The following is a 13065-nucleotide window of genomic DNA, read 5'->3' as shown; positions in this document are numbered from 1 at the left end:
CGCCGGATATGCCCCGGCTGGCTGCCGGGCATCGTCACGCGGACCAACTCCCCCTAAAGGAGTCGGCGCTCGCGCCGATACCCCGAACGTCAGGCAACGCTTGGATCAAGCCAGGCGGTTGCCGTATCTGGAGCCCTGATGGAACACCCTCGCAACCTGGCAGCAGCCCCGTCGACACTTTTGTACCAGCCCCGCTTCGACTGCCGGAGCGGCCTCCTGAGCGGCGTACACGCCAGCCTGGCGGGCCTGGACCGGGGCGACGGGACCTTTCTCGACAACCTCTCCGGGGCCGGCCTGATGGCCCTGCGGGAGGCCTGCGTCCGGGTTGCCGGCTGGTCCGAGAGCCACGGGCGGCCGCTGGCCCTGACCCTCGGCGCGCACATCGAGGTGCTGTGCCTGCCCGAGTTTGCGACGCAGCTGCATGCCCTACTCGTCGAAACCCGCCTGCCGCCCCAGAGCCTCGAGCTCGAAATCGTCACCCTCTACGGCGACATCTCGGAAGCCGGCGAGCGGGCCCTGCAGCAGCTCAAGAACTGCGGCGTCCGCTTCACCCTGAGCGCCGCCAGCCCGGCCTGTGCCCACCTGGCCTGGACCCGGCGCCTGCTGCCGCTGGACGGCATCGAGGTGCCCAGCCGGCTGGTCGATGACGTGGCCGCCGACCCGGAGGGCGTGGCGATCATCCGCGCCCTGGTCACCCGCGCCCACAAGCTCGGGCTGAGTGTCTGCGCCAAGGACGTCGGCGCTTCCCGCACCGCGTCGGTGATGGTGGCCACCGGCTGCGACCTGCTCCAGGGCGCGCTGTTCGGGCTCCCCCTGCCCGCGGCGGAGTTCGAGGCCCTGCTGGCGGCCGACACGCGCCTCGACAATGCACATCTGCGCGGCCCGCGCCCCGAGCGCACCCTGCTGCTGGTGGACGACGAGGAGAACATCCTGTCCTCCCTGCGGCGCCTGCTGCGGCGTGACGGCTACACCATCCTCACCGCCACAGGTGGCCTGGCCGCCCTCGAGCTGCTGGCCACCCATCCGGTGGATGTGATCATCTCCGACCAGCGCATGCCCGGCATGACCGGCGTCGAGTTCCTGCGCAAGGCCAAGGACATGCACCCCGACTCGGTGCGCCTGATGCTGTCGGGCTACAGCGACCTGCAGTCGGTCACCGACGCGATCAACGAGGGGGCGATCTACAAGTTCCTGTCCAAGCCCTGGGACGACGCGATGCTGCGGGCCAACATCGAGGAAGCCTTCCGGCGCAAGCTGCTGGCCGACGACAACCGGCGCCTGTCCAGCGAGCTGAAGGACGCCAACGAGGCGCTGGCCCGCATCAACACGCAGCTCCAGGAGGTGCTGGCCGACCAGCAGCGCCGACTGAGCATGGAAGAGGCCGCCCTCGGCATCACCCAGGAAGCCCTCGCCGTCGCCCCCCAGCCGCTGATCGGCATCGACCCCACCGGCATGATCGCGCTGGCCAACGACGCCGCCGGCCGGCTGTTTCCCGAGCAGGGCCCGCTGATCGGCCAGGGCGGCGACGAAGCCCTGCCGGCGGCGCTGGCGCCGCTCCTCGACGGTAGCGCCCGCGAGACCGACCTCGTATGCGCAGGCCGCCAGTATCATGTGGAAGCCCACCCCCTCGGCGGCCAACATGGCGAGCGGGGTCTCCTGCTCAGCTTTACCTGCGAAGGCTGCCAAACATGACACCCCACAGCCTGGTCCCGATCACCGACATCAAGCCCGGCGCCGAGCTGGCCGAAGCCCTGCGCGATGCCGGCGGCGCACTGCTGCGCCCCGCCGGCTACGTGCTCGCCGAAGCCGACCTGGAAAACCTGCAGCGCCGGGGCATCGAGGCCATCGCCATCGTCACGCCTCGCGACCCCGCCGAAGACAGCCGCCTTCGCGAGGCAGCCCGGGCGCGCGTCCTGCACATCTTCCGCCACAGCGCCGAGGCCCCCGAGGCCCAGGCCCTGCTGCACGCCGTGCTGGCCTTCCGGCAGGAACACTTCCGATGACCCACCCCAGCCTCGCCGAAATGATCGCCCGCCTCCACAAGCTGCCGGCCATGCCCGCCGTCGCGATGGAGCTCCTCAGCAGCCTCTCCGACGACAACACCGAGGTGGACGCCCTGGCCCGCCGTATCGCCCAGGATCAGGCCATCGCCGCGCGGGTGCTGCGGGTGGCCAATTCGCCGTTCTACGGGCTGCAAACGCAGGTTGGCTCGATCCGCGACGCCATCGTCGTGCTGGGCTTCTCGTCGGTGCGCTCGCTGGTGCTCACCGCGACGGTGGTCAGCGGGCTGCCCGCCGGGCGCTGCCCGGGTTTCAGCCAGGAGCATTTCTGGCGCCACGGGCTCGCCGTCGGCGTGGCCGCCCGGAACCTCGCCCGGGCGCTCGGGCACAAGGGCGACAACCTCTTCATCGCCGGCCTGCTCCACGACATCGGCCGGCTGGCGATGGTCGTGGTGGCCCCCGACGACTACGCCCGCGTGATCGCCACCGCCCACGAGCAGGACTGCCCCTGGCAGCAGGCCGAGATGAGCGCCTTCGGCTACGATCACGCCGATGTCGGCGCGGCCCTGGCCCAGCGCTGGAACTTCCCCGAAGACATCCGCCAGGCCCTCGCCTTCCACCACGCCCCGAGCGGCGGCACGCCCGGCGGCCCGGCGGGCCTCATCCATTACGCCGACGCCATCGCCAAGGCCCTCGACCTCGACGGTGCCGAAGACACCCAGCTGCCCCATCTCGATCCGGCAACCATCGACGCCCTCGACCTCGACCAGCACACCCTGGCCCGGGTGCTGGCAGAGACCCAGGAAGGCTTCGATCACTGCAGCCTGCTGCTTGGATAGCCCCATGGACAACCAGGCCTACCCGCTCCCGTCCAGCCTGTTTCCCCTGGCCAATGCCCTGTCCAACGGCATCGCGCTGCACCGGGACGGCCAGGTGCTGTTTGCCAACAAGGCCTTCTCGCAACTCACCGGCTACGCCCCGGACGATCTCGCCAAGCTGGATTTTTGGGCGCTGTTCCCTCCCGAAGTCCAGGCCGAGGCGCGCCAGCGGGAGCGCCTCGGCCCGGACGACGAGCCCGTGCCGGCCAGATACGAGGCCCTTGTCCAGACCCGCCAGGGAGAGGCGCGCTGGGTCGAGCTGAGCCTCTCGCAGCAGGCCGTCCAGGGCATCGCCACGACGCTCTGCATCCTCGTCGACATCACCGACCGCAAGCGCGCCGAAGAGGCACTCCGCCGGGTGCACACCGACCTCGAAGCCCAGGTCGAGAACCGCACCGCCGAACTGCAGCAGGCCAAGGCCAGCCTCGAGGACGACATCGCCCGCCGCGAGGGCGCCGAGCTGGAGCTCCTCAAGCGCTACGCCGAGCTCACCGAGCTCAATTGCCTGCTCCACGAAACCCAGCAGCAGCTGGTGCAATCCGAAAAGCTCGCCTCCATCGGCCAGCTCGCCGCCGGCGTGGCCCACGAGATCAACAACCCCATCGGCTACGTCAGCTCGAACATCCGCAGCCTGCAGGACTACATCACCCGCCTGTTCCAGGTGCTCGACGTCTACCAGGCCACCGAGGCAGCCCTGCCCGACGCGGCCCGGGCGCGCATCGACAAGATCAAACACGAGGCCGATTTCGACTACCTCCGCGACGACATCCACGAGCTCATCCGCGAATCGGCCGAGGGCACCGAGCGGGTTCGCAAGATCGTCCAGGACCTGCGCGACTTCTCCCGTAGCGACACCGCGCAGCAGTGGCAGGCCGCCGACCTGCACATGGGCCTCGACAGCACCCTCAACATCGCCAGCAACGAGATCAAGTACCGGGCCGACGTGGTGCGCGAGTACGGCGCTATCCCGCTGGTCGAGTGCCTGCCGTCCCAGCTCAACCAGGTGTTCATGAACCTCTTCGTGAACGCCGCCCAGTCGATCCCAGACGGGCGTCGCGGCACCCTCAGCGTGCGCACCGGCCACGCTGGCGAGCAGGTCTGGATCGAGGTGGAGGACGACGGCTGCGGCATTCCATCCGAAACCCTCGACCGCATCTTCGACCCCTTCTTCACCACCAAGCCGGTGGGCAAGGGCACCGGCCTCGGCCTCTCCCTGTCCTACGGCATCATCCAGAAACACCACGGCAAGATCACCGCCAGCAGCACCCCCGGCAGCGGAACCCTGTTCCGCATCACGCTACCCGTGCATCAACCTGCCGAGCCCGGAACCCCCGAATGACAGCCTCCACCACGCCCCCATCGCCCCCGTCCGCCGAAGCGTCCGGCTTCACCATCCTCTGCGTGGACGACGAACCCAACATCCTGTCGGCCCTGCGCCGCCTGTTCCGCCCCCAGGGCTACACCGTGCGGGTGGCGGGCGGCGGCGCCGAGGGCCTCACGGTCATCGACGCCGAGCGCATCGATCTGATCATCTCGGACATGCGCATGCCGGGCATGGACGGCGCCGCCTTCCTGGCCGAAGCCTGCAAGCGCCAGCCCGACGCCGTGCGCCTGCTGCTCACCGGCTACGCCGACATGGAGTCCACCATCGCGGCGATCAACGCGGGGCACATCGCCCGCTACATCTCGAAGCCCTGGAACGACCAGGACGTGCTGCTCACCGTCCGCGAGGCGCTCGAGCGGCGCGCCCTGCAGCGCGAAAAAACCCGCCTCGAGGCGCTCACCAAGGCCCAGAACGAAGAGCTGCGCAGCCTCAACGCCAGCCTCGAGCAGAAGGTCGAGGCCCGCACCGCCGAGCTGCGCGGCGCCCACGAGAAGCTCAAGCAGAACTTCCTCACCTCGATCCGGGTGTTCTCCAACCTCATCGAGCTGCGTGAGGGCGCGGTGTGCGGCCATTCGCGGCGGGTCGCCGACCTGGCCCGCAAGATCGCCGTCCGGCTGGGCCTGAAGCCGACCGAGGTGCAGGACGTGATGCTCGCCGGCCTGCTCCACGACGTGGGCAAGATCGGTCTGCCCGACGAGCTCCTGTCAAAGCCGGTCTCGCACATGAGCGGCGACGAGCTGGGGCAGTGGCGCAAGCACCCCACCTCTGGCCAGAACGCCCTGATGGGCCTGGAAAACCTGCGCCAGGCCGCCGCCTACATCCGCGCCCACCACGAGCGCTGGGACGGCCAGGGCTTCCCCGACCGCCTCTCGGGGCTGACGATCCCGTATGGCGCGCGGATCATCGCGGTCGCCAACGATTTCGACGGCCTGCAGATCGGCGTCCTGTCACCGCGCCGCCTGAAGCCGGAAGAGGCCGTCACCTTCATCCAGCAGAACCGCGGCAAACGCTATTGCCCGCAGGTGGTGGACGCGTTTCTGGAGATCATGGGCACCAGCGATCCGGTGGCCCTGGCCGGCCACGAGATCGGCACCAACGCCCTTCGGCCAGGCATGGTCCTCGCTCGCGACCTGGTGGGGAAGGACGGCGTGATGCTGCTGGCGGCCGACTTCGTGCTCGACGAGAACCTCATCCGCCAGCTGCGCGAACTCGAAGCCAGCGAAGGCTCCCGCCTCACCGTCGCCATCCGGCCGCCCCAGGGCGCCTGAGCCGCCCGGGCGGCAGGGCCGGCGTGCGGCCTCAGTCTGGGCGCAGCGCCGCCCGCTGGGGCAGCACGGCGGCGCCGCCGGCGAGCAGCTGCAGCAGCGCCTGGCGCGACATCGGGCGGGCGAACAGGTAGCCCTGGATAAGGTGGCAGCCCCGCTCCCGCAGGACTTCCAGCTGGGCCGGTGTCTCCACGCCCTCGGCCACCACGTCCATCCCCAGGCTGCGGGCGAGGCCGATCACCGCCTCGACAATCGCCAGGCCCTGGCTGTCGTGGAGCTCGCCGATGAAGCTGCGGTCGATCTTGAGGGTGTTCACGGCCAGCCGGCGCAGGTAGGCCAGCGACGAATAGCCGGTGCCGAAATCATCCACCGCCACCCGGATGTCCATCTCGCGGAGCTGGGCCAGGGTCGTGGTGGCGTAGTCGAGATCGCGCATCAGCACCGTCTCGGTGAGCTCGAACTCGATGCGCGACGGCGGCACCTGCGCCGCACCCAGCACCGCCCGGATCGTGGGGATCAGCTGGGGGTCCATGAAGTTGACCCCCGACAGATTGACGCTGACCCGGAAGTCCGGCGGCAGCGCGTCGCCCATGTGCACGATGTCGGAGCACACCTGCTCGATCACCGCCCGCGTCAGGGGCACGATCATGCCGGTCTCTTCGGCCAGGGAGATGAACTCCGGCGGCGGCACCGTGCCCCGCGCCAGGTGAGCCCAGCGCACCAGCGCCTCGACCTTGGCGATGCGGGGGCCGTTGAGGTCGACGATGGGCTGGTAGACCACCTGCAGCTCCTCCTCGCCGATGGCCCGGCGCAGGTCGCCCTCGAGGGTGAAGCGCAGGAAGGCCGCCACCTTCATCTCTTCGGAAAACAGCGCCACCTGCTCGCCGGTGGACCGCTTGGCGCGGTTGAGGGCGGTTTCGGCGGCTTTGAGCAGCGCGTCGGCCTCGGTCGCGTGCTCGGGCATCATCGCCACCCCGACCCGCGCCGCCAGGGTGATCTCCTGCCCCGGCACACGGATCGGCGCCCGCACCACGTCGAGCAGGCGATAGGCCACTTCGATCACCTCATCCACCGGCCCCACGTCGCTGACCAGCACGCCGAACTCGTCGGCGGCGAGGCGCGCCACCTTGAGGCGAGGCAGGCCGCCGCCGCCGGCGGGCTCGGCGGGCGTGCGGTCGCCCATGCTTTCGCGCAGGCGGTGCCCGATCACCTGCAGCACCTGGTCGCCCCGCTCCGGGCCCAGGCTGTCGTTGATGCGGGCGAAGCGGTCGATGTCCAGCACCATCACCGCGCAGCGGCTGTCGTTGCGCAGGCAGCGGGCCACCGCGGAGAGCAGGCTCTCGCGGAAGAACTCCCGGTTCGGGAGCCCGGTGAGGGGATCGAAATAGGCCAGCTGGCGGATCCGCCGCTGGGTATCGACCTGCTCGGTGATGTCCTGAACGCTACCCTCGAGCAGCAGGTCGACGCCGCCCTCGGCCGGCTCGGCCGTCTCGAGCACCGTACGCACGCTGCCGTCGGGCCACACCACGCGGTAGGTGAGCTGATAGCCGAGGCCCTTCGCCGCGCCCTTCAGCGCCGCCTGGACCATCGGCCGGTCGGGCTTATAGACGTGATCGAGCACGGCCTCCATGCGCTCGCCGAAGCTCTCGGGCTGCTGCCCGAACAGGCGATAGTACTGGGCCGAGCGCTGCACCCGGTCTTCGGTCACGAACCATTCCCAGCTCCCCAGCCGGGCGATGCGCTGGGCGCTGGACAGGCTTTCCTTGTTGCGGACGAGCTCCTGCATGACCTGGGCCGAGCGCAGCACGTAGCGGATGCGAAAGCGCAGCAGGGTCCAGTTGATGGGCTTGGAGATGAAGTCGGTGGCCCCGACCTGGAAGGCCCGCTCGACCGACTCGCCGTCGTCGAGCCCGGTGAGCATGATGATGGGCACCAGTTGGCCCTCGGGGCGAGCGCGCAGGTGCTGGCACACGTCGAAGCCGCCGAGGCGCGGCATCATCACATCGAGCAGCACGAGGTCGGGCCGCTCGGAGTCGAACAGGGCGAGCGCCCGCAAGCCGTCCTCGGCCTCTACGCTGGTGTAGCCGCTCTCGCGCAGCGCCTCCGACGCCATCAGGCGCGTGAGCGGATCGTCATCGACGATCAGGACATGTATCTTGCGGGTTCCGGTCATGATCCAATCGAGGCTTCGATGCTGCGGAGCTCATCTGCGCCCAGCAGCCCTTCGTCGAGCAAAGCCTGGCGGGCATCCCTCCAGGCCGCGGCGATTATGCCCCCATCGGCGGGGTCGAGGGGCGACCCCGCCTTGAGGCTGCTGTCGAGCCGGCGCGCCTCGGTGCCCAGGTGCAAGGCCCCGATGGCCAGCGCCGAAGACTTCATGCGGTGGGCCAGCCGCCCGACCTGTTCCCGGTCGCCGTGCTCAAGGGCCGCTTGCAGGAGGCCGACACTGCGGCTCGTCTCGACCACGAAAATGCCCAGCAGACGCTTGAGGACGGGCGCATCCCGCCGCTGGGAAACCCCGGGCAGGCTCATCAGCACCGCCAGGTCGAGCACGACTTCGGGCTGTCCGCAGGCAGCAAGCTGCGGCGCGAGGGGCGAGCTGGCGGTGTCGAGCATCTTTTTGTTGTTCTCCATGATGACCTCGACGGAATTGTCCAGCATATCAACAAAAACGCCGCCATGCTCGCAGAGGGCGGAAAGAAGACGTACAAAAGGAGTTGCAGCAAAAACAACCCAGGGGCCCGGAATGAACCCGGCGCCCAAGAAAACGCAGGGCCACACCTGGTTCGGGCGAGGCGCGGCCCCGGGAGCGCTCAGGGTGCGCGGGCTCCGTGCACGCTCCGCGCCAGACGCAGGAGCTGGGCGCTGGCGCGCAGGCCGTCGCGCTGCAGGGAGGCCTGATTGATGTCGAAGCGGACGCGGCCGTCCTCGGTGACCAGGCCGATGCTGCCGCCGGCCTCGGCGAAACCGTCGAGGTCGCTGACCAGCAGCAGGCCCCGGCTGGCCAGCGAGCGCAGCATGGAGCCGAGCCGGCGCTCTTCGGAATCGGCGATGAACACGACATGGCACTCGCCGGCCAGATCGATGCCTTCGAGCTGGCGGATGCGCACCTCGCGGCCATTGATCTGACGCCCGTCGAGGGCCGACAGCGCACCGCCGAAGGGATCGCGGCCGAGCACGCAGACCCGCAAGGCCTGCGCAGCCGCCAGCCGCGCTGCCGGCCACTCGACGTAACGGGCAAAGTTGAGCAGGTAGGCCGCCTTGATCTGGTACTCCCCCGGCGGCGGCGCAGCACGCAGCGCCCCGCTGGCCAGGCTGAGCAGCACCACGAGAAGGGCCACAGGCACCATTTTCATGGACATGCCCTGGCGAAATGCCGATGCATCGTCATTGCCCGCCGGTTCAGAAGCGCCATAACCCCTGGATGTAGCCGCGCCGGGGCTGATAGCTCAGCTGGCTGGCGAAGAAATCCGATGCGTATTCGAGGTGCCGGTTGTCGAAGAGATTCTGCCCGATGACCGCCAGCTCGAAGCTCCGGCCGGGATGCCAGCCATAGCGGGCATCGACGCTGGTGTAGGCCGGCACATCGCCGGCGCTCACCTCTCCGACCCGGCGCAGCATCAGATCGAACTCGTGCCCGCCACCCGGCGACCACAGGGCATGGAGGCTCGCCCAGTGTTTGGGCGCGGCCCCCTCCCTGGCCACACCGGCGGCATCGGCGGCGGGGTCGAGATAGTGCCGGGCCCGCGTGTCGAGCACCGTGTAGCTGCCCTGCAGGCGCAGGGTGGCCGTCACGTTGATATCCGCCGCCAGCTCCAGGCCGGTGGTACAGGCGTTCGCAAAATAGCTCCGGTACAAGGGCTGGACGAACGGAGGAGAGCTCATGTCCAGTTGGCCCATCGTCGTGGCGCCAAGCCGACGATAGTCGTGGTGGAACAGCACCGCTTCGAGACTACCGCTCGACAGGGTGCGGCGGTAGCCAAGCTCCAGCGCATCCACGCGCTCGGCCCGGGGCCTCAGATTGGGTGCCGGCAAGGAGCGCAAGACGACAACCCCTCCCGGAGCCAAGGGCTGCGGCTGGGCCCCGAGCACCACATTGGCGTTGAGCTCTCCGAGGGACGGCGTGCGCGCAGCCCGCGACCAGTTGAGCCACAGGCTGTCATCCGTTGTCGGCGTCCACATCAGGCGCGCGGTCGGCTGGGTCTCGAAGTCGGACAGCGTCGAATGCTCGAAGCGTGAACCGAGGGTGAGGGTCCAGGTTTGCGGCACCAGGCTGATCTCATCCTGCACGAAAGCACTGGCGATCCGGTATTCGACGAGCTGGTCTTTGAAGGTGAAGGCCGGCGAACTCGAGGTGAAATCGACATGCCCGTAGCGGGCGCCCAGCCCCCACATCAGCTCGTGGCGCCCCATCGGCGCCAGAGTGTGCTGGAAGTCCACATCGGCAATGTCGATCTTGCCGTTGCCCTGGGCGTTGAGCCTGGCATCGGTATGGTCAACGTAGGCCTGCAGGGTCGCGTCACCGCCCGCCATGCCCCAGCTGCGCCGCGCCAGCAGGTTGCTGCCTTCGAACACGAAGGAGACCGGAAAGCCTCCGCTGGGGTCGAGGGCGGTGGAGATCGGCAGAAGCTCCTTGCTGGAGTGGCGATAGCTGTTGCCCTGCACCATCCAGCCCCCCTCGCCGTCGATGCGGAAGCCGGCGAGCCAACCGCCGGCCGTGTCACTGGCCCTGTCACCATCCATCGTATCGGAGCGCCCGAGATCCCGCCCCTTGGCAAACACGCGCATGGTGCCGATGCCCTCGAGCTCCACCCCCTGCCGGACCGCCGTCGTCACCCCGCCCTGGCTGTCCGCGCCCACCGACACCTGGCCACCCCGCGTTGCCGTGGCCTTGCGGGTGACGATGTTGATGACGCCATTCACCGCGTTCGCCCCCCACAGGGACGCCCCGGGGCCACGCACCACCTCGATGCGCTCCACGTCTTCGATCAGGATGTCCTGGGCCTCCCAGAACACGCCCGAGAACAGCGGGTTGTAGATGCTGCGCCCGTCCACCTGGACCAGCAGCTTGTTGGCAAAGCGCCCCTGGGCCCCCCGCACCCCCACCGCCCAGCGCGCCGAGCCGATCTGCGCCACATTGACGCCCGGCACTTCACGCAGGGCCTCCGGAATGCTGCGGGCGCCGCTGCGCCGGATGTCCTCGGCCGACAGCACCGTCACCGCGGCCGGCATGTCCGACAGCTTCTGGGCCTTGCGGGACACCGCAGCGACCTCCAGCTTGCCCAGCTCTTCCAGGGGTAAATCGATGAACGAAGTCTCGACGGCTCCGGCGGCGCCGGCCCCCAGCAGGGTGGCCAGCAGCACTCCAGTTCGATGACGACTCATGAATCCGCTTCCATTATGTCTGAGCTTTCGTTATCGGCTCCGACAAGGCCGATCTGAAGTGTCCGGAGAGGCTGGCGCAACCGCCGCCGGCCCAAGAACCCACGGAATGCCGCCGGCAAGCCTGCAGCGGGCGCGCCATCGGCTACAATCACGGCCTCATTTTGAATCCGCCGGCAATCCGCCCCAGCCCGCCAAGGTAAGACCCAGATGACCGCACCGACCTCCCCGGCCGACGCCGCACCCAGCAACTTCATCCGCAACCTCATCGACGAAGATCGCCGCCTCGGCAAGTGGGGTGGCCGCGTCGAGACCCGCTTCCCGCCCGAGCCCAACGGCTACCTGCACTACGGCCACGCCAAGAGCATCTGCCTCAACTTCGGTCTGGCCCAGATCTACGGCGGCGCCTGCCACCTGCGCTTCGACGACACCAACCCCACCAAGGAAGAGCAGGAATACGTCGACGGCATCATCGAGGCCGTCCAGTGGCTGGGCTTCGACTGGCAGGAGCACCTCTACTTCGCGTCAGACTACTTCGACAAGATGTACGCCATGGCCGAGCACCTCATCATGGTCGGCAAGGCCTACGTCGACTCGCTCAACGCCGAAGAGATGCGCGCCTACCGCGGCACCCTGTCGGCCCCGGGCAAGGACAGCCCCTACCGCAACCGCAGCGTCACCGAGAACCTCGAGCTGTTCCAGCGCATGAAGGCCGGCGAGTTCCCCGACGGCACCCACATCCTGCGCGCGAAGATCGACATGGCCTCGCCCAACATCAACCTGCGCGACCCGGCCATCTACCGCATCCGTCACGCCACCCATCACCGCAGCGGTGACAAGTGGTGCGTGTACCCGATGTACACCTTCGCCCATCCCATCGAGGACGCGCTCGAAGACATCACCCACTCCATCTGCACCCTCGAGTTCGAAGACCAGCGCCCCTTCTACGACTGGCTGCTCGACAACCTCGCCGAGGGCGGCTTCTTCAGCCGGCCGGTGCCGCGCCAGATCGAGTTCGCACGGCTCAACCTCACCTACGTGGTGCTCTCCAAGCGCAAGCTGATCCAGCTCGTCGACGACAAGCACGTCGCCGGCTGGGACGACCCGCGCCTGCCCACCCTGGTGGGTGCCCGCCGCCGCGGCTTCACCGCCGAAGGCTTCAAGCGCTTCGCCGAGCGCATCGGCGTCTCCAAGGCCGACTCGTGGATCGACATGAGCGTGCTCGAAGACTGCATGCGCGAAGACCTCAACGAGGCCGCCGAGCGCCGCGTCGCCGTGCTCGACCCGCTCAAGCTCATCATCACCAACTACCCCGCCAACGAGACCGAGCGCTGCCACGCCCCCAACCACCCGCTCCACCCCGAGCTCGGCAAGCGCGAAATGCCCTTCGGCCGTGAGCTCTGGATCGAGCGCGAAGACTTCATGGAAACCCCGGTCAAGGGCTACCACCGCCTCTACCCGGGCAACATGGCCCGCCTGCGCTACGGCTACGTCGTCAAGTGCACCGGCTGCGAAAAAGACGCCGACGGCAACATCACCGCCGTGCTGTGCGAATACCTGCCCGATTCAAAATCCGGCACCCCCGGCGCCGACAACTACAAGGTCAAGGGCAACCTGCACTGGGTCTCCGTCGAGTTCGCCTACACCGCCGAGGTCCGCCTCTACGACCGCCTGTTCGCCCACGCCTACCCCGGCGCCCGCCGCGAAGGCGACCCGGAAGGCTTCGAGCGCGACTTCACGAGCGACATCAACCCGAACAGCCTGCAGGTCATCACCGCCCAACTCGAACCCGCCCTGCGCGCCGCCCGGCCGGAGGCCCGCTTCCAGTTCGAGCGCCACGGCTACTTCGTCGCCGACCGGGTCGACTCCCGCGATGGCGCGCCGGTGTTCAACCGCACCGTCACGCTCCGCGACACCTGGAAAAAATAAAGCCAGGCAAGGGCGCACCCGCCGTTCATCGCCCTCGCCCGGGCCTGTCTAAAATGGCAGGCCCGAGCGAGGCGCGCACGTCCCATCTGAAGGCTGCAACACGGCCGCCAGCGCGGAAGCTCCCACCGCACACAACAGCCGGCCCGAGCGCAGGCCTCTGTGAACTTACGTCAGTTTCAGCCCGGCAAAAGGCACGGTCACCACCTGCGCATCCCCGACGACATAAA

General features: G+C 68.7%; 10 protein-coding genes. 6 read left to right on the top strand and 4 right to left on the bottom strand.

Features of this window, described 5'->3' with window-relative positions; genetic code table 11:
• Positions 1-138 precede the first annotated feature (138 nt).
• From ZRA01_RS20800 to nosR, 5 genes are read left to right on the top strand one after another with little or no spacing between them, the layout of a single operon-like run.
• A complete protein-coding gene (locus ZRA01_RS20800) occupies positions 139-1692 on the top strand; it encodes a response regulator (RefSeq protein ID WP_218028635.1) in 1554 nt (517 codons plus the stop codon).
• A complete protein-coding gene (locus tag ZRA01_RS20475) occupies positions 1689-2003 on the top strand; it encodes a hypothetical protein (RefSeq protein ID WP_170182876.1) in 315 nt (104 codons plus the stop codon). The genes ZRA01_RS20800 and ZRA01_RS20475 overlap by 4 nt, the downstream gene beginning before the upstream one ends.
• Entirely contained in the window at positions 2000-2839 is an 840-nt protein-coding gene (locus ZRA01_RS02160; protein ID WP_170182875.1) for an HDOD domain-containing protein, read from the top strand. The genes ZRA01_RS20475 and ZRA01_RS02160 overlap by 4 nt, the downstream gene beginning before the upstream one ends.
• A gap of 4 nt (positions 2840-2843) precedes the next feature.
• Entirely contained in the window at positions 2844-4217 is a 1374-nt protein-coding gene (locus tag ZRA01_RS02155) for an ATP-binding protein (protein ID WP_170182874.1), read from the top strand.
• Positions 4214-5530: a response regulator c-di-GMP phosphodiesterase, NosR family gene (gene nosR, locus ZRA01_RS02150; RefSeq protein ID WP_141349110.1), complete on the top strand. Its 1317-nt coding sequence runs from the start codon at positions 4214-4216 to the stop codon at positions 5528-5530. The genes ZRA01_RS02155 and nosR overlap by 4 nt, the downstream gene beginning before the upstream one ends.
• 31 nt (positions 5531-5561) lie before the next feature.
• Here the strand turns inward: nosR and ZRA01_RS02145 are convergent, their stop codons facing one another.
• The 4 genes from ZRA01_RS02145 to ZRA01_RS02130 all read right to left on the bottom strand — a co-directional run bounded on the left by ZRA01_RS02145 (position 5562) and on the right by ZRA01_RS02130 (position 10912).
• Positions 5562-7700: a putative bifunctional diguanylate cyclase/phosphodiesterase gene (locus ZRA01_RS02145; RefSeq protein WP_141349109.1), complete on the bottom strand. Its 2139-nt coding sequence runs from the start codon at positions 7698-7700 to the stop codon at positions 5562-5564.
• On the bottom strand, positions 7697-8188 hold the full coding sequence (locus tag ZRA01_RS02140; protein ID WP_141349108.1) for an Hpt domain-containing protein: 492 nt from the start codon (positions 8186-8188) through the stop codon (positions 7697-7699). Before ZRA01_RS02140 ends, ZRA01_RS02145 begins: the two co-directional genes overlap by 4 nt.
• Before the next feature lie 152 nt (positions 8189-8340).
• Positions 8341-8883: a TOL_0243 family YfiR-like periplasmic protein gene (locus ZRA01_RS02135; RefSeq protein ID WP_170182873.1), complete on the bottom strand. Its 543-nt coding sequence runs from the start codon at positions 8881-8883 to the stop codon at positions 8341-8343.
• 46 nt (positions 8884-8929) lie between these two features.
• Entirely contained in the window at positions 8930-10912 is a 1983-nt protein-coding gene (locus tag ZRA01_RS02130; protein ID WP_141349106.1) for a TonB-dependent receptor plug domain-containing protein, read from the bottom strand.
• Positions 10913-11119: 207 nt separating this feature from the next.
• On the opposite strand from ZRA01_RS02130, the gene ZRA01_RS02125 reads away from it, so the two are divergent.
• Positions 11120-12838: a glutamine--tRNA ligase/YqeY domain fusion protein gene (locus tag ZRA01_RS02125; RefSeq protein WP_141349105.1), complete on the top strand. Its 1719-nt coding sequence runs from the start codon at positions 11120-11122 to the stop codon at positions 12836-12838.
• Positions 12839-13065 lie beyond the last annotated feature (227 nt).

This window comes from Zoogloea ramigera, assembly GCF_006539865.1.
GTDB classification, from domain to species: Bacteria; Pseudomonadota; Gammaproteobacteria; order Burkholderiales; family Rhodocyclaceae; genus Zoogloea; species Zoogloea ramigera.
This window is presented reverse-complemented; position numbering and strand designations above follow the sequence as displayed.

Excerpts from the sequence above, each read along its gene's own strand:
- nosR (WP_141349110.1), top strand. The coding sequence starts at position 4,214 with ATGACAGCCTCCACCACGCCCCCATCGCCCCCGTCCGCCGAAGCGTCC.
- ZRA01_RS02155 (WP_170182874.1), top strand. The coding sequence starts at position 2,844 with ATGGACAACCAGGCCTACCCGCTCCCGTCCAGCCTGTTTCCCCTGGCC.
- ZRA01_RS02140 (WP_141349108.1), bottom strand. The coding sequence starts at position 8,188 with ATGCTGGACAATTCCGTCGAGGTCATCATGGAGAACAACAAAAAGATG.
- ZRA01_RS20475 (WP_170182876.1), top strand. The coding sequence starts at position 1,689 with ATGACACCCCACAGCCTGGTCCCGATCACCGACATCAAGCCCGGCGCC.
- ZRA01_RS02135 (WP_170182873.1), bottom strand. The coding sequence starts at position 8,883 with ATGAAAATGGTGCCTGTGGCCCTTCTCGTGGTGCTGCTCAGCCTGGCC.
- ZRA01_RS02130 (WP_141349106.1), bottom strand. The coding sequence starts at position 10,912 with ATGAGTCGTCATCGAACTGGAGTGCTGCTGGCCACCCTGCTGGGGGCC.
- ZRA01_RS20800 (WP_218028635.1), top strand. The coding sequence starts at position 139 with ATGGAACACCCTCGCAACCTGGCAGCAGCCCCGTCGACACTTTTGTAC.
- ZRA01_RS02125 (WP_141349105.1), top strand. The coding sequence starts at position 11,120 with ATGACCGCACCGACCTCCCCGGCCGACGCCGCACCCAGCAACTTCATC.
- ZRA01_RS02145 (WP_141349109.1), bottom strand. The coding sequence starts at position 7,700 with ATGACCGGAACCCGCAAGATACATGTCCTGATCGTCGATGACGATCCG.
- ZRA01_RS02160 (WP_170182875.1), top strand. The coding sequence starts at position 2,000 with ATGACCCACCCCAGCCTCGCCGAAATGATCGCCCGCCTCCACAAGCTG.